The sequence below is a fragment of the Paenibacillus curdlanolyticus YK9 genome, assembly GCF_000179615.1.
GTDB classification, from domain to species: domain Bacteria; phylum Bacillota; class Bacilli; order Paenibacillales; family Paenibacillaceae; genus Paenibacillus_T; species Paenibacillus_T curdlanolyticus.
In genome coordinates, this window is sequence record NZ_AEDD01000014.1 from 41,514 (window position 1) to 64,099 (window position 22,586).

Here is a 22,586-nt window from a genome sequence, read left to right on the forward strand (position 1 = left end):
TGACTTCTGAATTTGAAAGGAGTCATCTTATTTATTTAAAATGATATTGTCTATTAGAGGATTGAATGTACTGTTGGAGCGCTGGGAGGTTAGCAATGAATAAAGCAATAATCGATCATTTGGGCCAAGTTCTTATATCAGGAGTTAGAGATGCTTCGATCGAGCTTTGGGAACAGATGTTTGAAGGTAAGATAAAAAGTGCTGGCGCTAAGCTTTTATATAATAAGCTTGTAGACAATTTTGATCAACCTCAAAGAGAGAAGATTTTAGCTATACTGTCTCAAGTGGTGGATACAACGATTCATAATTTCCTTTGGACAATTGAGCAAGCAGATGACATTGATCTTGTCCTGAAGAAGGAGCAGGAAAATCTATCAGTCAAGAGCTTAAGTGATGGTTTGACAGGTGAACTTTACACTGAAGATGGGTGGATACTGAGATTTAGTAAGAAAGCGTATTTTGAACCGTCATAATACTTAGCAGCTACGGGATGACTTCTGAATTTGAAAGGAGTCATCTTTTTTATGTTAATCGATATCGTCTACTAGTGAGGTGGGGAAACTGAACGTTACCATTGATCTGACTAAGCATAATTTCGGAAGAATTGACTTCACGGAAGCTCGCATTATCGATTTCTTTTGTTCGTACAATCTCCCTAGTAGTCTGGAATTTAAAGTTTGGGGAGCAACTTTATTATTAGAGCCGCGTTGGAATCATGTTGAAAAGCTCGATAGCTCATTGCCGACTGATACGGATATGTACGTTGCAGGCAATGGAACGCTACGAATCGATCATTTGGTTGGCGGAACAATGGAAGTTTATGTATATGATCATATAAAAAAACCTGGTCAAACCGACACAGCCAAAAACTGTGATGGTTCGGAGTTGCGATTAAGAAGAGAATGGCCATTTGAAAAAACAGATCGTTTAGATGAATATCTGTGGGAGTGCGTGATTCAATGGCCGTATGGCTTTTGTATTTTAAATCTGTTTAGTGAGGATGGAAAAGTAACTTTCCAATTCGATACCGAGGATATGGTGCCAGCTAATGACTATATAATGAATCCGAAGTTATATGGATTTAACGATAAGAATATTAAGGGTTATTCAAAAGGTTCTATTAACCCTTTAAAGCGACTGTGGGGTATATTCCGTGGAAAATCGAATAAATGATATACAATCACGATTAGTTAGGAAATGTGAGGTGAGGAAATGAACATTTCAATTGATTTAACAAAACATAACTTCGATAGAATTAACTTCATGGAAGCGGAAATTATTGATTTGTATTGTCAGTATGAGCTTCCCAAAAGTTTGGAGTTTAGTATATGGGGAGCGATCTTATTATTAGACCCCTACTGGGATCATGTTGAGAAGTTTGATAGCACGCTGCCTGATGGGGAGGATCTATATGTTGCGGGAATAGGAAATTTAAAAATTGATCAATTAATTGGAGGGAAAATCGAAGTTTTTATTTATGATCATGTTAAACAGAATGGTATCACTAAAAACGCCAAAAACTGTGATGGTACCAAGATAATTTTAACAAGGGAATGGCCGCTTCTTCATACAGATGGCGCAGATGAATATCTGTGGGAATGCGTAATTAATTGGCCGTATGGTTACTGTAGATTAAACCTTTTCAGTGATGATGGGAAAGTGACATTTCTATTTAACAGCGATGATTTGATATCTGAAAATGCTTTTCGTACGAATCATAAGTTATATGGATTTAGAGACAGAAATATTAAGGGGTAATCCACACAGCCAACATATGAAATGGGAGGTTAAGTAATGATTCGGAAATTGATCGAACAGCTAGAAAAACGAGATGATTGTAATGTATACCCAGTCGCTACCCTCCCAGTACTTCAAAATGAAAAGCATGAACTTCCTCAAGATTTACTAGAGTTTTATGAAGTGTGTGGAGGAGTGGAACTCTTTACTGAGGCAGATTTTCGTATTAGGATCGTGCCCCCAGAAAAGTTTGTCCTTGCAAATCCAGTCATTGTAGGGGAACTGTGTGCGTATGATCATCTCTCGTCCAATTGGTATATTATTGGGGAGTACGGTGGTGAATATATTACAATTGATCTTTGGAAAAGTAGACTAGGTCGATGCTATGATAGTTTCTTTGATAGACACGGATCGGTAGGTAATTGTGATATTGTCGCAAGATCTTTTACCGAATTGATCATTCATTTAATAGACAATGGAGGAAAGAGCTTATATTGGACAGAAGATGATTTTGAATATCTAGGCGATGCATATGATGACTGCTGAAATAAAGGAGGTCAATTTTTGAGATTTTTCTCCGACGAATTATTGCATCAATCGATATTCGAAGAGACCAAAGAAACCGAGGAGCAATGGAATCAAGCGCTGCACAATTATTGCATGAGCCTGGAGCTGCTGAAAGGAAAAGTTTCCAAGCCAATATGGGATATCGCCTATCATAATCGATTGCATGACGCCAAATTCGCTGGTATCGTCATTCAACATGGAGAGAACCAAAACCGCCCTACCCACATTGAAGTCAGCTTTCAAAAGGGAAAAGCGATTCAAATTCAGTATCGAAAAGTGAGTAAGTTTGTTGTTACATTTAACGAAGCAGACACCGGAATTGATCATTTGGGCATCGACGACTGTGTATATTCAGAGCTGCTGGAAGTCGGTGAAAAGCTATTTTCCCACGAATTGTTGTTTTCTTCAGGTGCGAAGTTTTATATAGAGTTTGAGAAGATTAGTTTAAGGAGATAGCCAGTTCGACTGAGAGAGGGAGGAGACGGAACTTCGCTCATGTTGAATGAAATAAGAACGGTTGAACTACAAAACGTGTCACTATCTTGTAAGCCCAGGATGATGAATTTTAAATCGATAGCTGAGCATCTTAGGTTATTCTCGCATGTTTTTACGCAGGGAAAGACCTACGCCATTATAGGGGAGCAGGGCATGGGCGGAGGGGCCTTATCTTATTTGCTGTCAGGAAGAGTGAGGTCCTATAGGGGGCACATCTTTATTAACAATAACCGATGCGACACGATGACACTTCAACAAGCCGGATGGTATGTAGGGGAAGGCACAGCCGAAAACAAGACGATTCGAGAGCAGCTAGAGAGTGCTCCGCCAAGCGTCCATACCACCACCAGTCAATTGATTGACCGATTTGAGCTATCAGAGTCTCGGCTTGATCGAGAGATGAGGTATATTAGCAACGAACGCTGGAACGCTTCTACTGCAATAGGAATGGCTTTTGGCAAAAGCATTTATTGTTTCCCTTGGCTCGATGACACGGTGAAAGAAATCATTCGAGCCAGATTAAAGCATTGCAGTGCGGTTTTAAAGCAGAATAATCACATATTAATCATACCCGCTCACAGCACTTCGATTATTGAGGAGTTTGCAGATGAAATTGTATATCTCAATGAATAGGGCTGAGATTAGTGATGACTCCTACGTGATAATTGAGGTTAGCAAGGAAGTGTATGCTGTTTAGGACAGCTCGGAGGTTATCATCTGCGACGATCGTCTTGGGAGAGCAGGAGAATGAACTTAACAAGTCTTTTAACAAAGAAGGGGCCTATTCGTACTCCGGCGCGTTAGCGGACGGAATAGGGAAGGTTTATCTTCCCTAATTGAACTCCGGCGCGTTAGCGGACGGAATAGGGAAGGTTTATCTTCCCTAATCGAACTCCGGCGCGTCAGCGGACGGAATAGGGAAGGTTTATCTTCCCTAATCGAACTCCGGCGCGTCAGCCGAGAGAATAGGGAAGGTTTTTCTTCCCTATTTGTACTCTGGCGCGTTAGCCGACGGATTAGGGAAAGTTTATCTTCCCTAATTGAACTCCGGCGCGTTAGCGGACGGAATAGGGAAGGTTTATCTTCCCTAATCGAACTCCGGCGCGTTAGCGGACATAATAGGGAAGGTTTATCTTCCCTAATCGAACTCCGGCGCGTCAGCCGAGAGAATAGGGAAGGTTTTTCTTCCCTATTTGTACTCTGGCGCGTTAGCCGACGGATTAGGGAAGGTTTATCTTCCCTAATCGCACTCCGGTGCGTCAGCCGACGGATTAGGGAAGGTTTATCTTCCCTAATCGCACTCCGGTGCGTCAGCCGACGGAATAGGGAAAGTTTATCTTCCTTAATCTTACTCTGGTGCGTCAGCCGACAGAATAGAGAAGGTTACTGTGAGTGCCCATTAGAAGCAAAAGGAAGGAGCCAAAGCTATAAGCTTTGGCTCCTTCCTTTGCTTACTTCCAATCAACGAACAAGCCTACGCTACTTTCCGCGCTTGTCCGCCATAATCGTTAACTCGTTCACGAGCGCATCAAGCTCGGCATATCCGTGCACGATCTGGCCGATCTTGCCGTCCTGATGCTCCATGCTGGCAGATACCTCTTCGACAGAAGCCATATTCTCTTCCGTCGTCGCTGCAATCTGGACGACCTGTGAAGCCATGCGGCCGTATTCATCCTGCAGCGCGGTGGAGGAGCTGCTCATTGCATTGGATTGCTGCTTGACGATGTCGGAGTTCTCGCCGACCTTCCTGATGATCTCCTCGACCTCCCGGGAGGCTTCATAGCTGGCCGAAACGGCGGTTTGGCCAAGATGAATCTGCTGTCCGACGACCTCGATCTGGGAGCGGATGGCGCCGAGAATTTGGGTCACTTCATCCGTTGCGCGACGGGAGTTGTCTGCCAGCTTGCGGACTTCGCCGGATACAACGGCAAAGCCTTTGCCATGCTCGCCGGCCCGAGCGGCCTCGATGGCTGCATTGAGGGCAAGCAGGTTCGTCTGCTCGGAGATGTCGTTGATCGTGCTTACAATGTCGCTGACACGTTCGTTATGAGCGGTGAGCTGATCCATCATAACGACGGTCTCGTGGACGATGGTATGTACGACGCCCATTTCTTCGGTTAAACGCCCAATCTGGGCTGCGCCATCGGTGGAAAGCGTTGCGGTATCCGTCGACCGCAGCGCAAGCTCCGATGCGCTATTGACGACGGTTTGAACCGATTGCTCGATATCCTGAATCGATTCGCTGATGAGAAGGACGGTATTCGTCTGCTCCTCGATCGAACGTGTCATCTCCGAGAAGGTGGTTGTCACCTCGCGCGAGATTTGTCCCGTAATCTGCACATTTTCCTTCTGCTCGCTGCTGAACTTGTTCAAGAGCATAATCGATTGCTTCAGCTTATCGACCAGTTGCTCGGCGAGCTCCTTCGCTTCGAGCGCCTCCTGCTGCTCGCGTGTCACTTGACGCTGAAGCCTCGCGCTGAAGTTGGCCGATACCGCAAGCGCAACTGTCGCGAAGATGAGGTACATGTACACGTACAGGAGCGAGTCGCTAGGGTTGAACAGCTTTGAACGCAGCGTGTCGTCCATGAAAACGTAGGTGCTGACACCCATTCCTAGCACGCCTGCAAGAATGATCGGTTTGTAGTTCGCGTAGAGCGTGATTACAGCAATGTTCACATAGACAAGAAAATACGTGCTGATGACCGGATTAGGGTCGGAGACGATTAGAATGAATGCTAGCGATGTCATGACAATCGGCACGAGATACATGATGTAGGAGACGAGAATGCGCCGATAGGTCATGAACGTTGTAATGCCGCATGTGACAAGCCCAACGCCGACGAATAGCTCGATTAAATGCCAGCTAAGCCCGGCTGCAAGATCGCCAACAAACCCGAGGGCTAGCAAGCCCCACAATATTTTGACGAAAAGTCGATTGCGCTTGTCCAGTACGAGTTGCTCTGTATTCATATGTTCTCAACCTCGACTTCTGCTTAGTCTAGGATTGAACGGTTATTTGCCTGCCAAAACATTGCCTGCTTTTGTCGGTAGGGATAGCCAATCGTAGCGATGGGCATTATTGTAAACCTGCTCCATATCGAATACGATCGGGACGACATAGTCGCCTTTGTAATAGGTTTTGTCTGCAATCTGCTCCATGGGGAGGCGGAAAGAGACGCGGAGTGCTCGGGCGAATACGGGCTCAAGCAACGTGATGAAGTAGCGAAGTCCGAGCTGCTGCGCGCAATGGACGGCCGTCGAGACGAGCTCGCCCGAGTAACGCAGTCCGCGAAACGGCTTGAGCAGTGCGAATTTATCCAGTTCAGCGACTCTCCCTTGATTCGATAGAATGGCGGGATGATCGGCGAATGGCGCAATTTCATCGATGAAGCTGTTGCCTGCCTGGTAGGGTTTAACCTCCGAGGTGCCTACATATTCTCCTTCAGGTGTGATGACGACATAACGGGCTAGCGTATGACGGGCATATTCCAATTCATATCCTTTTTCTTGCCATACGGAGACCCACACATTGTTAAACATGGCGAGGTCATGCTGGTCTTCTACTTGTCTGTACATCGGATCATTCACTCCTATTCCTATCTTTAGTTTCATTCCCCGGGTATTACAAGATTATGAATGTCCCTCCTTTATGTCCTGTTATTAACATCAATCGTACCAATTATTGGGGAGAAAGAAGATAGGTCATAAGTCCGATTGTTTGCATGATGCAAGCAGAATCGGTACAGTACGCACCGTATAGACCATAATATCGACATAAATATGTATATAGTTTAGATAGATGGGGATATATCTCCTCAGTATGCCGTCATTTTTTAAATTAAACATATAGGAATTATAAGGATTATGGTATCCGCCGAAAGGCTAGGGGGTCTTTGGGTAGTGTCGTGCGTCTATCGGCGGATATTTGGCAAGGGGTTGTCAGATAACGCTGTCATCTCATGTCGAGATGCGCGGGTCATCCCGTGTAGTGCACATGCTGAAGCAGCAGCTTCCAATAAACATCATTCGCATTCCAAATGTCGGGCTGCTCCGGCAGCGTAACCGCGCAGACATGCTTGTGCGGCCAATGGTCTTCGATTAGAGTGGGCACCGGGTTATGGTTGACCAGCAGCACATGAAACTCGCCTTTAACGATCCTTTTGAGCGCTTGCTCCAACTCTAACGCTTCGTCGGGCATCCCGCCCGTTCGTACGAACAAGATACGGCGGCAGCTCGCCATTTTGTTCAAAAACCGTTCGATTCGCCGATCCATCTTCGTGCGAAATGCATCGTAATCCGGCCAATAGCCTGCGCTGTTGCGGCTCAGGGGGAAGTCGTGCACGATGATCATGCCGTTCACAACGTCGCGCAGCAGCAGGAAGTAGCCTGCGGTGCCGTGATAAACGAGGTTGTGGCGGAGTCCAAAATCGCTGAATCGATTGTTAATCATGCGATTCACATCGGTTAAACGGATGACCTCTACCCAATCCAATACGCCGGTATAGGGCCGAATGCCATTGCGCTCAAGCTGGATGGCGGGCAGGCAGTTCAAGCCAAGGCTGAATATCGCGTCGTATTGGCCGGATATTTCGTTTAGTTCCATTCGAAAGTCCTCGCTTTCCATCTAGCAGATACCCTATTCTATGTTCGCGATTGTTCGCCCGTACGGGCTGCCTTGACCAAGCATAAGATAGAGGGAATAACAAACGGAAGATGGATGGATGATAGGAGGATTTCATAGACGATGATGGAAGAGGCGGCATTCAAGCTGGACAAAAGCCAGATCGTCCCTTTCTTGCTCACGGATTGGGAGGTGCCGGTCGCGACGCTTACGCTGAAGACGCATCGGCGGAATACGCGTATCCGCCTTACCTTTGAAATCGGATGGAGCAAGCCGGCGACGGCCGATTTAGGAGAGTTCGAGGTTATTATTCGAGAAGGGTCGTCTACCGGCGCAGAGGTGTTTCGAGGCTCGGAGATGTGCCATTGGAATGCGCTCATGCAGATGGACTGCGAGCTTATCGCGCCATTCAGCGGGGAGCATTCTTATTGGATGAACGTGATGTCTGACGGGAGACGCGCCATTTTGAACGGACCGATCGCGTTTCATGCTGTTGCCGTAACCTAGCTATAAATTCAACTGGATGAAGGAGGGCCTCCATGCAGCCTATGCAAACGAAAACGACGATTCTTCGGCTGCCGAATTATCCGCATCCCTATGCGATCAGCTCGAACGCGGCGGATATGATTCTGGCGGGCATCGAGAAAAGCAGCGGTTATTATGAGCCTCATATTATGAATGTGCTTCGCCATATCGTGAAGCCAGATAGCATTTGCCTGGATATAGGCGCTAATATTGGGGCGATTTCGCTTGGCATGAGCACCTATGCGCCGCAGGGGCGGGTATATGCATTTGAGCCTTCAGCGGTGAATTTTAATTATTTGTCTTATAACGTGCAGCAGAATGGGATTCGCACGGTGGAGCCGGTGCAGCTTGGCGTTTATGATCGCAATACGAAGCTGAAGTTTTCTTATATTGATTTTGGCGGCGGTTGGTCGCATATTACGACGGAGCATGCGGAGCGCGGCATTCAAGAGACGGTGCAATGCGTTCGTATCGATGATTGGGTCAAGGAACGGAAGCTTTCGCGACTGGATCTGATTAAGCTGGATGTGGAAGGCGCTGAAGTGCCAGCCCTGCATGGCATGGCCGGAACGATCGGGAAGTTTAAGCCCGATCTGATTGTGGAATTCAATCCTGGCGCCCAGCAAGTTATTTTTCAAGAAAACCCGAAAATTCTCTATGATACGCTGCGCGGATTGTATCCTAATTTGTATATTATTGACTTTAATTACACCGTTCCTCGTTTAGTTTCCTTCGAGCAGCTTATGAGCTTATTCCATAGCGGGCGTGAAGTCGTCGATATTTATTGTACCTTCAAGGGCTGAATCGGTTGAGAAAGATGAGAAAGCATCTGAGAATGCTCTAATCTTTTCCAAAAACTGATCTGTGAACGTAAGGGTCCCCACGTGTTACGATGTTGGCGTCGAAGAGAACGGATGCCATGGGCTTCCATTCGAACGGCGAATAAACCGAACACGGGGAGGACTCACATGAAAAACATGCTATTGATTCGCAAAACGGCAGCAGTTGCCCTTATCGCAGGAATGACATTCGCAGGAATTGGAGCAGCAGCCCAATCGGCTTCGGCGGCGACGCCAGTGACGACTTCATATAAAACGATCACAATCAGCAATCCGAGCCAGCTGCAGCAGATTGCCGCGCAATTCGGCATTACGCTCGATTGGAATCAGATCTGGTACGGAGGAGGCAGCGTCCCGACGACGAAGCCGAGCACGGGAGCAGGCACAACGACGAAACCAAGCACGGGAACAGGCACAACGACGAAACCGAGCACGGGAACAGGCACAACGACGAAACCGAGTACGGGAGCAGGCACAACGACCAATGCGAGCGCATTTGCGCAGCAGGTTGTAACGTTGGTTAATCAGGAGCGGGCTAAGGTCGGCTTGGCTGCTTTATCGACGGATTCTTTGTTGACGACGGTCGCGACGGATAAAGCGAAGGATATGTACAATAACAACTACTTCAGCCACACGTCGCCAACGTACGGCTCTCCATTCGATATGATGCGTGCCTACGGCGTAAGCTATTCGTATGCAGGCGAGAATATCGCGAAGGGGCAGCGTACGCCGCAGGAGGTTATGACGGCCTGGATGAACAGCGCGGGCCATAAAGCGAATATTCTAAGCCAAAATTTCAAAAAAATCGGCGTTGCCTATTACAACGGCGAATGGGTGCAAGAATTTACAGGCTAACGTTAGCCAAGCCAAAAGAGTTAACCTTCAGCAAGCGCGATGCGCTGTATGCTGAAGGTTAACTCTTTTTTTAGGATAACAAGCCTAACGTTTGCAGACGCTGCTTCATCGCTTGGCCAGTGCTAAGCGGATGGAAGCGGGCATGCAAGGAATGGGCGGCCATTGTGCCAAGCCGCTCGCATGCGGCACGGTCGCTTGCAAGCCTGCGCATATGACCGGCTGCATGTTCGATGTCAGGCTCTGCCCAGTAATTTCCGGCTTCATAGGGGCCGATCGTTTGTGTAATCGGGGTGAGCGTGTAGCGGACCGGACAGCCGGTATTGGGCTGGACCAGCTCCGTGCTGCCGGACCAATCCGTAGAGATGGCGGGCTTCCCGCGCGCCATCGCTTCTGCAATGCCGAGTCCAAAGCCTTCTGCCCGATGCAGCGATACATAAGCGTTGCAAGCCGCTAGCAAGCCGCCTGTTTCCTTGCGGGTCATCCCGGCTTCTATATAATAGACGTTGCTGCTGCCGACCATCCGCTGCTTCAGCCGTTCGAGCTCAAGGCTGCTGTTATGCGCGTTGTTTACCTTGATAACCAGCCCGACGGAAGGATCGTGGCGGCCGAACGCTTGCAGGAACGCCTCCAGCGCGCCAATCGGGTTTTTGCGTTCAATGAAGCTGTACGTATCGAACATGGTGACGAAGAGGAAAGGCTCTTGCGGCAGTCCGTAATAGAAGCGCCCCGGACGGAAGCCGTCGTCGGGCATGCAGCCATAAGGCATCGTGATGACCGGTAGAGGGCTTTTGGCAGCGATGGCTTCTCGAACGAAGGCGGAGGGCGTCCAAATTTCTTGAAAGTAAGGCCAATAATTCGCCCATTCGTCTGGAATGGAATGGAGCTCCCAATGCCAATAGCCGACCGTATATTTACGCTCGACTAGGCGATGGCCGTACCTCGCGAATACATGAGGAAGCATATCGGGATTAAATTGCAGGATGGAGCATCGGTGCAGCGGCTCTGTTTGTTCAAGCGATACGGTGGAGAGATCGGTTGTACGATTCAAGGAGAGCGCATCGCAGGAAACGATCGAAGTAGGGACGTTGGCTGCAAGCAGTGAAGCGGCTTGCAGCCGGCACGCTTCTCCGACGCCGGATTCGGCACGGCTGAACCCGATAAGCTGAACGCCGGGCGCCCCTTCATAAAGGGGAGCCTGCGGCTCTGCCGTCTGCTGAAGAGCCGGAGCAGGCTTCCGCTGCAAACGCGCCTGCCGACGCAGGCGCTGGCTGCGCCTGAAGCCCGCATGGCGCCCAACGCGTCTGGCAGGAGCGCCGGCGCGAGAACGTTTTGCCCGACCCTTCGTTTTCCTTGAGGAAGCTAGCGGCTGCTGCTTTCGGCGCTGCGCCCTCATAGTCCCGCGAGGCGGCCTTTCATCCGAGCTGCCGAATGGTCCCACGTAAACCGTGACTGCATATCGAACGCCGCGCGCCGTCCCCTCTCTGCAGCTTCTTCGCGATGAGCAACGACATGCTGCATCAAATGGGCGAGATGCTCGGCGTCCGGCTGCGCCCAGTTGAAGCCGTGGTAGTAGACGCAGCGCGCTTCGGCGGGAATGAGCCTCTCGACACGGAGCGGATAAGCGTTCGATTCATTCATAAACTCGGTCTGCGCGCTCCAGTTGGTCGCAATGACAGGCAGGCCGCATGCCATAGCTTCCATAATCGGCATCCCCCAGCCTTCTCCGCGCGTAGGCAGAACGAAGCAATCGGCTGAACGGTATAAGCTGCCCATCCAAGCGGAAGGAATTTTATCGTTATGAAGGACGAGAATGCGATCAGCGGCCGCCCCCAGCTTCAGCTTGCGGATCTCAGTCGGAACATCGAAGCTGGGATCGTTGTTAATGATTTTGCATACGAGCAATACGTCGTCTCGGTGGGCGAATTGCTGGGAGAACGTCTCCAGCAGCAGCTCAGGCGCTTTGCGCTCCCCCCATTCGAAGACGGAGAGGAAAGTGAATTTATCCGAGAACCGTTTGCTTCGAATGCCGGGATGAAAATAATCGGTGTCAACGCCCAGCGGCATCACATGGATCGGGACGGTAACGCCGCTGTTGCGAAACGTCTGCGCATTGAAGTGCGAGGGAACCCATACTTCATTCATGCTATTGCTTTGGGCGACCCAATCATGCGGCAGGCCGTCGACCTCAAGCATCGTATATCCGATTTTGTAGCGGCCTCTGTTTTTATAGAAAACGTCGCCTTGCCCGTAGACGATCTCGACAGCCTCAGGCGATTGCGACCGCTGCTTGAACAGGTTGATCCGCATGTCGGGACCGGTGTCCGGCTCTTCGAACGGCATAGGCGTGCCAAGGCCATATACATATTCATAGTTAACCTTCAGATGCTGCCGCTCCAGGCCAAGCATTAAGTTTTTGGATGTCTCCGTGTAGCCGTACAAAGGCAGATGCACAACGGAACGCCAGTTAAGCGGCCGTTCGTATCTCATTTGCAGCAGGGTTTGCCATTTGCCTCGGAAAACCTCACGCGACTTATTGTACATGTCCCAGAAATCCACGCCGTTCACGTGTGTGGAGGTATTGTGGTAATGATGGAGGGTGACGCGGCCGTCATTGATAACGCGGTAGCCGGCCATAATCGCCTTCAGGCAGTAGTCCGTATCCTCGAAATAGGAGAAGTAGTCTTGATCGAGGAAGCCGATGCGCTGGATTAATTCTCTCTTCAAATAGGCGCAGGCGAACACGATGCCCTGAACATCGCGCACGCCGTTATATTGGCGCACGTCAGGCTCTTCTCCGCCGATCTGCTGCCCGCTTAGATTATCCGGCAAAATGTACGTGCCTGCATGGTGCAGCGAGCCATCCGGCCCGCGCAGCCGTGCGCCGACAATGCCGATATCGCGCGAACGATAGGCGGTTTCCTGCAGCTTGGACAGCCAGTCGCCCTGCTCGGTTAGAATATCGTTGTTGAGCAGCACGATATCGCTGTCGGGGCGCGCATAAGGCAGCGCGGCGTGGTTGCCCGCGACAAAACCGATGTTCGTCGGGTTAAAAATAGGGCGAATCCACGGGATCGAGCGCAAATACTCAACGGTGCCGTCGGTGCTGCCATTATCGAATACGATGACATCCACCAAGCCGGGCTCGAGCGTCGGTGCCAGATGCTCGAAGCATTTGCGCGTGTAATCAAGGCCGTTCCACGTCAAAATAATGATCGTCACGGGGCGGCTGAGCGGCTGCTTGTCGATAATGGGAGGATCAACCTCGGTATGGCCGGGATTGAAGGTTCCGTAATGCGGGTCGCTCTCATAACGGTCCCAGTGGTGGACATGGACAGGGGGCGCTGGTTTTTGCCGCTTCGCAGCCCGGCGTTTTCTGGCCAGCCATGCGGCTCTTTTTTTGGACAGCTTTTTCGAGGCCAGCCGTCTCCGCTTGCCCGTAACGCTCGTGCGCGATTTTTTTAGTCGCCGTTTGGTTGACGTGAACCTTTTTGGGGTGCCCGAGTTGCCGCGCCGACGGCTTGCGCTTCGTTGCGCTCGGCTCGGTTTGCTCCGGCTTAGTGCCGTGCTGCTGGTCATAGTCGTCTCATGCCTCCTTAGCGGACGCTCCTAAACGGGAGAGGTTAGGACAGTTTGGCGCGCCAATAGTCGAGCAGATCCTGCATCGTTTGTTCAAAAGGCACTTCCGGCTTCCAGCCGGTATGCGCCATAAATTTGCTGGCATCGCCTAGCAGGATTTCAACGTCGGATGGCCGCATGCGAGCAGGGTCCTGCTCAACGGTTACGTTGACGGATGACAGCGAAAGCAGCAGCTGAAGCATCTCATCGATCGTCACGCAGCTTCCGGAGGCGATATTGTAGCATTCGCCCGGCGTTCCTTTCTCCAGCGCCAGCCAGTAGGCGCGCACGACGTCGCGGACATCGGTGAAATCCCGTTTGGCCTCAAGATTGCCGACATGAATAACTGGGGGACGAAGTCCTTTCTCGATCTCGGCGATTTGTTTGGCAAAGTTAGAGGTAACGAAGTTTTCTCCTCTGCGCGGGCCCGTATGGTTGAACGTGCGGGTGCGTACGACGGGAATGCCGTAGCTGCGGTAATATTGGTAGCCCAAATAGTCCTGTGCGACCTTACTCACCGCATAAGGGCTGAGCGGGCGGATCGGGTTTTCTTCCCGAATCGGCACCTCATGCGGATGCACTTCGCCATATTCCTCGCTGGAGCAGGCGATTTGCACCTTGGTGGGAAGGTTGAATCGACGGATTGCCTCGAATAGATGAATTTGGCCAACGACATTGTTATGGATGGTATCGATCGGGGAGTTCCAGGACGTTGGGACGAAGCTCTGCGCGGCGAGATGGAACACATAGTCCGGACGCTCCTTCTCCATCAGCTGTTCGACCGAAAGCGGGTCGCGCAGCTCGCATTCGACCAGATGGATGTCCTTCTGAATATGGGCAATGTGGTCCATGCGGCTCCGCTGCCGGATTGTACCGACGACGTCAACGCCCTCCGCCAGCAAATATTCTGCCATATGACTGCCAACAAAGCCGCTAATGCCGGTAATTAAAGCTTTCAACGCGAATATCACCTCGCAATAGTAGTAAGCCAGTGCTTGAGCCGCGGCTCCTCGGAGCGATGGCACACGAGCAATCCAAAAGGGGTAGACACGACAATGAGATCCTGGACGCCGATAAGCAGCGTCTCCGTCTCGGAGTAGACGGTATTGCCTTCGCTTTCGTACAGATGGACAGAGCCTTGGGTGACGTTGCCATGGGCATCCATCGGGAAGTGGCGGCGGAAAGCTGCCCAGGTGCCGATATCATCCCAGCCGCAGTCGACGGGCACGCAGCGGATTTCGCTCGCTTTCTCCATCACGGCGTAGTCGATCGAGAGCTTCGGCATTTCTGCGTAGGCAGCAGCGATGTCATCGGGAAATTGGCTAAGCTGCCGCCATAGCTCCGGAACGGCGTGCGCCATATGATAAGCGATAGAGGAAGGCTTCCAGACAAAAATGCCGCTGTTCCAGTACACGTGAGTTTGCTGCAGCAGCTCGACTGCCTTGTGAGCGTCGGGCTTTTCGAGAAAACGGGCAACTCGGCGGGCAGGGCGGGATGCGAGGAGGTCGCTTGCCGCTTCGTGCGCGCTTTGCGCGTCGTCGTCTGCGCTGTCCTCCTCTAGCGCCAGCTCGATGTAGCCATAGCCGGTTTCAGGCCGGGTTGGCGTGATGCCGAGCGTTGCAATCGCGCGAGGGGTGCGAGCAGCTTCCGCTGCATGACGAATCGCCTCAAGGAAGCGGGCTTCGTCCGCGATCCATTGGTCAGCAGGAACGAAGACGATGGGCCTGTCGTCGCCGCGGAGAAGCATGCGGTGGGCAACGTAGGCCATGCAGGCTGCCGTATCCTTTTGCTCCGGCTCGATGAAGGCTTGCTCAGGCAAAAGTGCGGGCAGTTGCTCGTAAACGAGCGGCATGTAGGCAAGCGGCGCAACGACGAATAGCTGATCAGCAGCGGCTAATTGGCGAAAACGATCGTAGGTCTGCTGAATGAGCGTCGGTCCGCTGCCGAAGGAGAGAAACTGTTTCGGAATCGCTTGGACGCTCCTTGGCCAGAACCGGGTGCCTTTGCCGCCGGCCATAATTACGACGTTTATCGTGATGAGACAACACCTCCAATCGAGGGCATGCAATCAAGCAGTATTCATGCAAATGTTATGCCATTGTATTCAATTGCCAATCGGTCCTGTAACGGCATTTGTACGGGCAGGCGAAGCGCGGGGGCGGCAATAGCCATCATTTACCGGTTTCGGGGCGCGACGCATTGTGTTAATGTTTAACGCGAGCCGAAACAACCAATCGTGCGGGGGAGATTTATGGTAAAACGCAGCATGACGCTGCGTTGTTCCTCGGGGTGAATCGCATTAAGCAAGCAATAGCTGCAGACGCGTAGGGTGACTCCTTCATCCGAATCCGACAACTAACCTCGTAGGCCAAACACAAGGAGGAACACATAATTGAATATTCGTATGACCATGCCAATGAAAAAATGGGCGCGAACGGCGGTTGCCGCACTAGCAGGCATCTCTATTGCTTGGTCCGCGGCGTCCGCTGATGCTGCGACAACGCACATCGCTTCCAAGACGACAACGTTCTGGACGTTGTCCCAGTATTACGGCTTGACTGTTCAACAAATTGCTAAAGCGAATCCTTCGGTAGATGCGAACAATATTGCGGTCGGCTCAAGGCTCGCCATTCCGACGCCGGATACGGCGAAGGAGAAAACGGCTACTGCAATGAAGATGATGGAATCGACGAGCGACCAACAGCTGATCGCTGGCGGCAAGACGTATGACGTAGCCAAAACGGTACAAGCTACCGCTACCGCGTATACGGCGGCTGCCTCTGAGAACGGCAAATGGGGCGCGCTCGACTACTTTGGCAATTCCCTTAAAGTTGGAACGGTCGCGGTTGACCCGAGCCTGATCGCGCTGGGCACCAAGCTTTACATCGTCGGCTACGATTATGATGGCTTGCCGGTCGGCGGAATGCTCGCTAGCGCATCGGATATGGGCAGCAGCATCAAGGGCAACCGAATTGATATATTCGTGCCAGGCAACACGTCGCAAGCGAAAAGCTTCGGTATGCAATATGTCAAAGTCTATGTGCTGAAATCGTAAAAAAAAACCGGATGAATCGCTACCTGCCGCTTCGCGGCATGCAGGGGCGATCATCCGGTTTTTTCTTAATACGGGCCAATTTAATAGCGCTTTCGGCTGACAGAGGTGCCAAGCAGCTCGGGTACGGTAACCAGCTCGTAGCCCTTGGAGCGGAGCAGCTTGATGATGCGCGGCAGCGCCTCCACTGTGCCGGATAGATCCTGCGTTGGCCCTCCGCCGGCGTGCTGCAGAATGATCGAGCCGGGCTGCAGCGTCCGCCGGATATTGACCATAACCATCGCGCTGCTTAAGCTTCGCCAATCCACAGAGTCGACATCCCAATTCACGATCACGTAGCCGTTGCGCTTCGCCCACTGAAGCTGTCCGGGACGAATCTCGCCGTACGGCGGCCGAATGTAGCGCGGGCTGTATCCAACCAACGCTTGAAGCACATCGTCCGTTCGCGTGATTTGCCGATTCAGCCGCTCCTGCGTCAGCTGCGAGAAGACGGCGTGCGTGTAGGAATGGTTGCCGATCGCATGGCCTTCCCGATCCATTCGTTTGACAAGAGCAGGATAGCGCGAAGCGAGAGAGCCGACGACGAAAAACGTTCCCTGAACGCGATATTTGGCCAGCACATCGAGCACTTTGCCTGTATAGCGGGGATCGGGAACGTCGTCAAAGGTTAAAGCGGCTTTGCGTGTGCTTCTAGGGCCATGCGTAATGAAGACGCCGGGATAACGCCTTTCTAGAGCGACCCAGCTGATAACGGGAGCACGGCGTTTTCTCGCACGCCTCCCTTGTGCAGATGCCTGCGCTGACTCTGCTTCGTCAAGTGCAAACAGCGGCCAATGCGTGAGCCGGGCTTCCGGCTGCGTGCGCAGCTGGCTCGAACTGGCATTCACATTCTGATTCACATGCTTATACGGATAGGCGACAGCCTTTGCTCTTGCCGCACCGATGTCTGGCAGCAAAAGCATGATCGTTAACCCTATGAGTGTCATTCGAGTCATTCGAGGGATTAGCTTTCGCATCGTGTAGGAATTCCCCCTTCATGGGAACGCGTGCACGGGACCATAATCGAGGTTCGAGGTGCGGGTGCATTCCATCACTCTTGGTGTTCCCTTGAAGGAGAAGGTTCATGCGCTTGACATACGATCAGGCTCTCGCAGTTGAATCTTAGCTTGGCGTGACGCCTCGCATTCGAGCACGGAACGCCTCGGCTGTACAGCCGACCGTTTCCTTGAACATCCGGCTGAAATGGGCAGGATGGACAAATCCGACTGATAGCGCGACCTCAGCGACCGAGCGGGAAGGTTCGAGCTGCAGCAGCAGCTTGGCTTGATTGATCCGGCGGTTGTACACATATTTGAAAATCGTCGTGCCCGTCACTTCCTTGAACAGTTGAGCCAAATAGGGCTTGGTCAGATGGAGTGCATCTGCAATTTGCTCCAGCGTCAACGGCGCCGTGAATTGCTCTTCGACGAAGGTGATTACGCGCTGAACATGTCGTTCGCGCTCGGAGGAGGGCTCCAGCTGCCGGCGTTGCGGCTTATCGAACCATTCGCTCACTGCGTAGAGCAGATCTGCGAAGCGAAGCGCCAGGCGCTGGGAGGCGAACAGCGAGCCGCTTTGCTTCACGGCATCCATCTCCGCAAGCAGCTTCTCCGCTTCCGCTTGCTCTGCGGCGTCCAGCGACAGGCGCGCATTGCCGAAGCGCTCATAGGGCTCGAACAGCGTCGCCGCATCATTGGGCAGCTGCCGTTGGAGCATGGCAGGCTCAAAATGAACGATCGAGCGTACATAAGGCACGTCAGGCGAAGGATTCGGACAATGGAGCGTCATGCCGTGCAGCAGCAAAATGTCCCCAGGCGCAAGCGTCCACAAACGGTCGCCGACGATGTACGAGCATTGTCCGCCATGGAAGTAATACAGCTCATAAAACGGGTGGGAATGGAATTGCGCGCCTTCGTAATGCCCGGTGTTGCGGAATGTGAAGTCGAGGCCGTTATGCAAAGCGGTCGACCGGCTCTGATACCTGCAGCTGGAGCGCGTCGCGCTGTGCGATCAAGCATAGCTCCGCTGCCTTGAACGCATGCTCCTGCGTCATTGCAAGCTCGGTTCCATCCAGGCAATCGCGGATGAGCTGGCCGAAGAACGGGAAGCCGATTTGCCCGCGAACGTCGAATTGGAACTCGCCCTCATGATTGACCAGAATGACATGGTCGCCTTCGCCGCCGCGAGCGACGTCTATATATTTGCGCAGCTCGATATAGCCGTCGGTGCCGAGAATGACGGTTCGACCGTCGCCCCATGTGCCCAGACCGTCAGGCGTAAGCCAGTCCACGCGGAAGTAGCAGGTCGAGCCATTGTCGCCGACAAGCGTCGCATCGCCGAAGTCCTCGAATTCCGGATAGCCGCTATTGCGGAAATTGCCGACTTTGCTTGCCGTGACGGTAGCATCTTGGCAGCCGGCATAGTAGAGAAATTGCTCAATTTGGTGACTTCCGATGTCGCAAAGAATACCGCCGTAATTCGCTTTGCGATAAAACCAGTCCGGCCGATTGCTGCCATGGCGATGCGGTCCCGTGCCGAGCACCTGCACGACGCGTCCGATCGCGCCGTCTTGGATGAGACGTCCGGCATGCACGGCGCTTTCGACATGAAGCCGTTCGCTGTAATACACCATATATTTGCGTCCCGTACGGCTTGCGGCTTCCTTCGCTGCGGCAAGCTGCTCAAGCGTCGTGAACGGCGTCTTATCGGTAAAATAGTGCTTGCCGTGCTCCATCGCCTTGATGCCAAGCGCGGCGCGCTCGGACGGGACAGCAGCAGCTGTGATTAGTCGGATCTCGGGGTCAAGCAAAATTTGCTCCGGTGACGAAGCGGCTTTCGCTTGCGGGAATACCGCCAGGAAAGCTTCGACCTTCGCCGGATCGGGATCGTACACCCATTTGAGCGTCGCGCCGGCTTCGACTAATCCATTGCATTGCCCATAAATATGGCCGTGATCGAGCGCCATCGCCGCGATCTGAAATTCGTCGGGGGCGCATACAAGGCTCGGCTTCGCCGATTTGGGCGCATAGTTCATGCCGTCTTTATTGCCGAATGTTGCGTGTTGTTCGTTCGCCATCTTCGTTTGCGCCTCCTCTTAGTGTGTGCCCTTCAAATCGACAGGGGCCGATGCTTGCTCGGGCTCGCCCGGTTTGAACGAGGAGCTTGCTGCGCGCTTGCGCAATTCGGCTTCGTATTGGGACTCGTCGAACGGAAGCTCGACCCAATCGTTCAGCCAAGTAGAAAGGTGCATCGCATTGGAAATCAACAGTCCGTTAATGCCTTCATCACCTGGCGCAACCAGCGGCGTACCGTGGTTAATCGCATCTGCAAAATTTTGAATGATGCCGACATGCTGCGGGTTCTTGCCCTCGATTGGCACCTCAAGCTTCGTGTAAGCCGGTTGGCCGAACGGCTCGGCGTTGCGCAGGTTGAAGGCCGACTCCGATTCCTCCAGACGCCAGAAGGTGAGGGTATCGTTCTCGATGACGACCTTGCCTTTATCGCCGGAAACTTCAAATCGGTTCGTGCCCGCCGCTTCGCCCGTCGTCGTAATGAACACGCCCGTGCCTCCGTTCGGATATTCGACGTATGCGGTTACTTGATCCTCGGTCTCGATGTTCCGGCGGCTGCCGAATCCGCAGAAAGCACGCATGCGCACGGGCATCATGCCGATCGTCCATTGCCATAAATCCAATTGATGCGGGCATTGGTTAATGAGCACGCCGCCGCCTTCGCCGGCCCAAGTCGCGCGCCATGAGGCGGAATCATAATAAGCCTGTGAGCGGTACCAGTCCGTAATGATCCAGTTCGTTCGGCGAATCTCGCCAAGCTCGCCTGCTGCGATCATGTCGCGAAGCTTGAGATACACCGGATTTGTTCGCTGGTTGTACATCATGCTGAATACGAGATTGGATTGAGCGGCGGCTTCATTCACCTCGCGCACTTTAGCGGTGAAGACGCCGGCTGGCTTCTCGACGAGCACATGCTTGCCGGCTTCAAGCGCACGCAGCGCCTGCTCGGGATGGTCGTAATGCGGCGTCGCCACGATTACGGCATCCACTAGCCCGGATTGCAGCATCGCTTCCGAGGTTTCGAAGACCGGAACAGTAGGCAGCGCTTCGCGCGCCCATTCGCGCTTGCTTGTCATCCCGTCGCATACCGCGCCCAACGTTGCCCCTTGAATGTGTCCAGCCAACAGCTCCTTTGCATGCGAAGCCCCCATATTGCCAACGCCAATGACGCCGATTCGAACGCTGCTCATTTACGCTTCCTCCCACCATGTTTTCATTTGCTCTACAAATAAACGCAGCATCGTGCTGCTGTCATACGTTTTGCTGAAATCTTCTACGCCGAACGCGCCTGTATAGCCGACTGCCTTCAAGTCGGTCAGCACCTGCTTCCAAGGCACGATGCCTTCGGAGATCGCTTTCCATTCACAGGACCAGCTAGCGGTTGCAAGTCCTGCTGCAAGCTGGCGATTCGCTTCTTCTACTTCTGAATGCCGCAGCACCCATGCTGCATTTTTGACATGAACATGCGCAAGATAAGGCCCGAGAATTTCCAGTCCCATTTTGTGACTCTCGAAGCCTTCGTGAACGAGATTGCCTGGATCATACAGAACGCCGATCGCATCAGGATCGCAGCCATCCACAAGCTGGCGGGCTAGCGATGCGCTCGGCGTGATCGTTTTATGATGCGTTTCGACAAGCTCTTTGACGCCATATTGCTTGGCAAGCTTCTCCGCTTCCTTGACGTAAGCGCGCGCTTCTTGCATGAGTTCGCCGAACGGGCGCGTGCCATCATACCCCGGAACGCCGATACGGATCGTTGCTGCGCCAAGCTCGGCTGCGATTGACAGCATCCGTTCGGTTTCCGCCAGATCGCCGCATTTCAAATAAGGGACGACAGCTAGCGATTGCAGGCCGTGCGCTTCCGTTGCTGCTCGCAACTGGCGAAGCTCTTCCATTGAAGCCGTAGGCTCAAGCGTGCAGCGATTATTGCCCCAGAACGAAGGCGCTTCGCTCTTCACTGCCTCTGATACATGCGTGCAGCGCCATTCGATAGCATGGATGCCAGCTTCGCGGGCAACGCCGAGCAGCTGCTCAGGCGACAAATCCGGTGTAGCAACTGTGAATACGGATAACATCATGTAGTTTTCTTCCTCTCCATTTAACTCCGATTATGGTAAAAGTATATCTTGGGAATGAGACGGTATATTAGAATTACGATGGTTTGATTGTATCATATAGGCATGTGTCGTTGGATACGGTTACATAATGACCTTAATCACAGTTAAGTGAGAGGAGCGATTCCTTGCTCTCGATTAATCGTTTACGCTTAATGCCAGTTAATTGCTTGTAGCTGCTGAAAAAGGTGTGTTAAACTATGTTTGAGAAATAAAACTGTGGTTTTATATACAAAACTATTTTCGTTCGATTTGGAAGGGGCAAGACAGCGCTGTGACAGACAATTATCAAGTCCCGGCTGTTCGGCGAGCGTATGATGTGCTTGATCTGCTTGCAGCTGAGCCTTCACGCCATCGGCTGATCGATGTTGCCAAGCGGCTGGACGTGAACAAGAGCTCCATGTTTGCCCTGCTGCATACGCTGGAGTCGCTGAGGCTTGTTGAGAAAAACAGCGATGACCGGTATGCATTAGGCTCTGCCGTGGGAGCGCTTGGAGGCGCTTTCTTCCGGCAATATGATTATATTTCAGCATTCCACCGCGAGGCGCGTGCGGCAGCGGCGGGCTTAGGCGCGACGTTTCAGCTAGCCCGGTTAGAAGGGCGCGAAGTCATTTATCTTGCGATTGAAGAAGCATTGACGCCGATTCGGCTCGCTTCTTCTCCGGGTATTCGGCTGCCTGCGCATGCTACTGCGCTTGGCAAAGCGTTGCTTGCTTCGCTTGATGAGCATGCGCTAGCGCTGCTTTTCACAGAGGAGCAGCTTGGAGCGCCGTTGACGCCCTACACATTAACGTCTCGCGAGTTGTTGCTGGAGCAGCTGGAAGTTGTACACACAGTGGGCATAGCAGAGGAATCGCAGGAAGCGGTGCTTGGCATTTGCTGTGCTGCAGCTCCCGTGCGGGGGCGGAATGGGCGAGTGGTGGCTGCAATCAGTTGCTCAATGAGCGTGTTTGAGTGGGCGGATCGCCGCGAAGAGATTCGTCAGGCTGTTGCCCAGGCGGCGGCTCGAATATCAGGATCATAAATAAGATGAAGGCGTAATGCCACATGGAGGAG

Annotated in this window: 23 protein-coding genes and 1 riboswitch; of the genes, 11 read left to right on the top strand and 12 right to left on the bottom strand. The window is 52.3% G+C overall.

All coding sequences use genetic code 11. The annotated features are described in order from the left end of the window. Nucleotides 1–95: 95 nt before the first annotated feature. From PAECUDRAFT_RS22425 to PAECUDRAFT_RS22450, 6 genes are all read left to right on the top strand, one after another. Entirely contained in the window at nucleotides 96–473 is a 378-nt protein-coding gene (locus PAECUDRAFT_RS22425) for a hypothetical protein (protein WP_006040451.1), read from the top strand. A gap of 79 nt (nucleotides 474–552) precedes the next feature. Then, nucleotides 553–1,173: a hypothetical protein gene (locus PAECUDRAFT_RS22430; protein ID WP_006040452.1), complete on the top strand. Its 621-nt coding sequence runs from the start codon at nucleotides 553–555 to the stop codon at nucleotides 1,171–1,173. 39 nt (nucleotides 1,174–1,212) lie between these two features. Next, on the top strand, nucleotides 1,213–1,758 hold the full coding sequence (locus PAECUDRAFT_RS22435) for a hypothetical protein (protein WP_006040453.1): 546 nt from the start codon (nucleotides 1,213–1,215) through the stop codon (nucleotides 1,756–1,758). A gap of 36 nt (nucleotides 1,759–1,794) precedes the next feature. Further along, nucleotides 1,795–2,283: an SMI1/KNR4 family protein gene (locus PAECUDRAFT_RS22440; RefSeq protein WP_006040454.1), complete on the top strand. Its 489-nt coding sequence runs from the start codon at nucleotides 1,795–1,797 to the stop codon at nucleotides 2,281–2,283. 18 nt (nucleotides 2,284–2,301) lie between these two features. Beyond that, entirely contained in the window at nucleotides 2,302–2,760 is a 459-nt protein-coding gene (locus PAECUDRAFT_RS22445) for a hypothetical protein (protein WP_006040455.1), read from the top strand. A gap of 39 nt (nucleotides 2,761–2,799) precedes the next feature. Further along, nucleotides 2,800–3,432 carry a P-loop NTPase family protein gene (locus tag PAECUDRAFT_RS22450; RefSeq protein ID WP_006040456.1) on the top strand — a complete coding sequence of 211 codons (633 nt, stop codon included), beginning with the start codon at nucleotides 2,800–2,802 and terminating at the stop codon, nucleotides 3,430–3,432. Nucleotides 3,433–4,278: 846 nt separating this feature from the next. On the opposite strand, the gene PAECUDRAFT_RS22455 is transcribed toward PAECUDRAFT_RS22450, so the two are convergent. The 3 genes from PAECUDRAFT_RS22455 to PAECUDRAFT_RS22465 all read right to left on the bottom strand — a co-directional run bounded on the left by PAECUDRAFT_RS22455 (nucleotide 4,279) and on the right by PAECUDRAFT_RS22465 (nucleotide 7,402). Then, entirely contained in the window at nucleotides 4,279–5,769 is a 1,491-nt protein-coding gene (locus tag PAECUDRAFT_RS22455; RefSeq protein ID WP_006040458.1) for a methyl-accepting chemotaxis protein, read from the bottom strand. Between the two features lie 42 nt (nucleotides 5,770–5,811). Continuing rightward, nucleotides 5,812–6,375, bottom strand: coding sequence for a GNAT family N-acetyltransferase (locus PAECUDRAFT_RS22460; RefSeq protein WP_006040459.1), 564 nt, complete (start codon nucleotides 6,373–6,375; stop codon nucleotides 5,812–5,814). 400 nt (nucleotides 6,376–6,775) lie between these two features. Further along, nucleotides 6,776–7,402, bottom strand: coding sequence for a DUF1796 family putative cysteine peptidase (locus PAECUDRAFT_RS22465; protein ID WP_006040460.1), 627 nt, complete (start codon nucleotides 7,400–7,402; stop codon nucleotides 6,776–6,778). A gap of 141 nt (nucleotides 7,403–7,543) precedes the next feature. Between PAECUDRAFT_RS22465 and PAECUDRAFT_RS22470 the strand changes: the two genes are divergently transcribed. The 3 genes from PAECUDRAFT_RS22470 to PAECUDRAFT_RS22480 all read left to right on the top strand — a co-directional run bounded on the left by PAECUDRAFT_RS22470 (nucleotide 7,544) and on the right by PAECUDRAFT_RS22480 (nucleotide 9,639). Next, nucleotides 7,544–7,927: a hypothetical protein gene (locus tag PAECUDRAFT_RS22470; protein ID WP_006040461.1), complete on the top strand. Its 384-nt coding sequence runs from the start codon at nucleotides 7,544–7,546 to the stop codon at nucleotides 7,925–7,927. Between the two features lie 32 nt (nucleotides 7,928–7,959). After that, a complete protein-coding gene (locus PAECUDRAFT_RS22475) occupies nucleotides 7,960–8,748 on the top strand; it encodes an FkbM family methyltransferase (RefSeq protein WP_006040462.1) in 789 nt (262 codons plus the stop codon). 165 nt (nucleotides 8,749–8,913) lie between these two features. Further along, a complete protein-coding gene (locus PAECUDRAFT_RS22480) occupies nucleotides 8,914–9,639 on the top strand; it encodes a CAP domain-containing protein (protein WP_006040463.1) in 726 nt (241 codons plus the stop codon). A gap of 70 nt (nucleotides 9,640–9,709) precedes the next feature. Here PAECUDRAFT_RS22480 and PAECUDRAFT_RS22485 read toward each other — a convergent pair whose 3' ends face one another. The 4 genes from PAECUDRAFT_RS22485 to PAECUDRAFT_RS22500 all read right to left on the bottom strand — a co-directional run bounded on the left by PAECUDRAFT_RS22485 (nucleotide 9,710) and on the right by PAECUDRAFT_RS22500 (nucleotide 15,271). Further along, nucleotides 9,710–10,882 (bottom strand): glycosyltransferase family 4 protein, encoded by a 1,173-nt coding sequence (locus PAECUDRAFT_RS22485; RefSeq protein ID WP_158306269.1) that lies wholly within the window; start codon nucleotides 10,880–10,882, stop codon nucleotides 9,710–9,712. 146 nt (nucleotides 10,883–11,028) lie between these two features. Continuing rightward, nucleotides 11,029–13,215, bottom strand: coding sequence for a glycosyltransferase (locus tag PAECUDRAFT_RS22490; RefSeq protein ID WP_006040465.1), 2,187 nt, complete (start codon nucleotides 13,213–13,215; stop codon nucleotides 11,029–11,031). 44 nt (nucleotides 13,216–13,259) lie between these two features. Beyond that, a complete protein-coding gene (locus PAECUDRAFT_RS22495; RefSeq protein WP_040714023.1) occupies nucleotides 13,260–14,213 on the bottom strand; it encodes a GDP-mannose 4,6-dehydratase in 954 nt (317 codons plus the stop codon). A gap of 8 nt (nucleotides 14,214–14,221) precedes the next feature. Further along, nucleotides 14,222–15,271, bottom strand: a complete 1,050-nt coding sequence (locus tag PAECUDRAFT_RS22500) for a mannose-1-phosphate guanylyltransferase (RefSeq protein ID WP_006040467.1) — start codon at nucleotides 15,269–15,271, stop codon at nucleotides 14,222–14,224. A gap of 192 nt (nucleotides 15,272–15,463) precedes the next feature. Further along, a riboswitch (cyclic di-AMP (ydaO/yuaA leader) is annotated at nucleotides 15,464–15,639 on the top strand. Between the two features lie 7 nt (nucleotides 15,640–15,646). Here PAECUDRAFT_RS22500 and PAECUDRAFT_RS22505 point away from each other — a divergent pair. Further along, nucleotides 15,647–16,309, top strand: coding sequence for a 3D domain-containing protein (locus PAECUDRAFT_RS22505; protein ID WP_006040468.1), 663 nt, complete (start codon nucleotides 15,647–15,649; stop codon nucleotides 16,307–16,309). 80 nt (nucleotides 16,310–16,389) lie between these two features. Here PAECUDRAFT_RS22505 and PAECUDRAFT_RS22510 read toward each other — a convergent pair whose 3' ends face one another. The 5 genes from PAECUDRAFT_RS22510 to PAECUDRAFT_RS22530 all read right to left on the bottom strand — a co-directional run bounded on the left by PAECUDRAFT_RS22510 (nucleotide 16,390) and on the right by PAECUDRAFT_RS22530 (nucleotide 21,494). Then, nucleotides 16,390–17,322, bottom strand: a complete 933-nt coding sequence (locus tag PAECUDRAFT_RS22510) for a polysaccharide deacetylase family protein (RefSeq protein ID WP_006040469.1) — start codon at nucleotides 17,320–17,322, stop codon at nucleotides 16,390–16,392. Between the two features lie 145 nt (nucleotides 17,323–17,467). Continuing rightward, on the bottom strand, nucleotides 17,468–18,304 hold the full coding sequence (locus PAECUDRAFT_RS22515; protein WP_006040470.1) for an AraC family transcriptional regulator: 837 nt from the start codon (nucleotides 18,302–18,304) through the stop codon (nucleotides 17,468–17,470). Further along, entirely contained in the window at nucleotides 18,297–19,421 is a 1,125-nt protein-coding gene (locus PAECUDRAFT_RS22520) for a Gfo/Idh/MocA family protein (RefSeq protein ID WP_006040471.1), read from the bottom strand. The genes PAECUDRAFT_RS22515 and PAECUDRAFT_RS22520 overlap by 8 nt, the downstream gene beginning before the upstream one ends. A gap of 18 nt (nucleotides 19,422–19,439) precedes the next feature. Continuing rightward, nucleotides 19,440–20,606, bottom strand: coding sequence for a Gfo/Idh/MocA family protein (locus PAECUDRAFT_RS22525; protein ID WP_006040472.1), 1,167 nt, complete (start codon nucleotides 20,604–20,606; stop codon nucleotides 19,440–19,442). Further along, nucleotides 20,607–21,494, bottom strand: a complete 888-nt coding sequence (locus PAECUDRAFT_RS22530) for a sugar phosphate isomerase/epimerase family protein (protein WP_006040473.1) — start codon at nucleotides 21,492–21,494, stop codon at nucleotides 20,607–20,609. A gap of 310 nt (nucleotides 21,495–21,804) precedes the next feature. Between PAECUDRAFT_RS22530 and PAECUDRAFT_RS22535 the strand changes: the two genes are divergently transcribed. Continuing rightward, complete coding sequence (locus PAECUDRAFT_RS22535; RefSeq protein WP_006040474.1) at nucleotides 21,805–22,554, top strand: IclR family transcriptional regulator; 750 nt, start codon at nucleotides 21,805–21,807, stop codon at nucleotides 22,552–22,554. Nucleotides 22,555–22,586 lie beyond the last annotated feature (32 nt).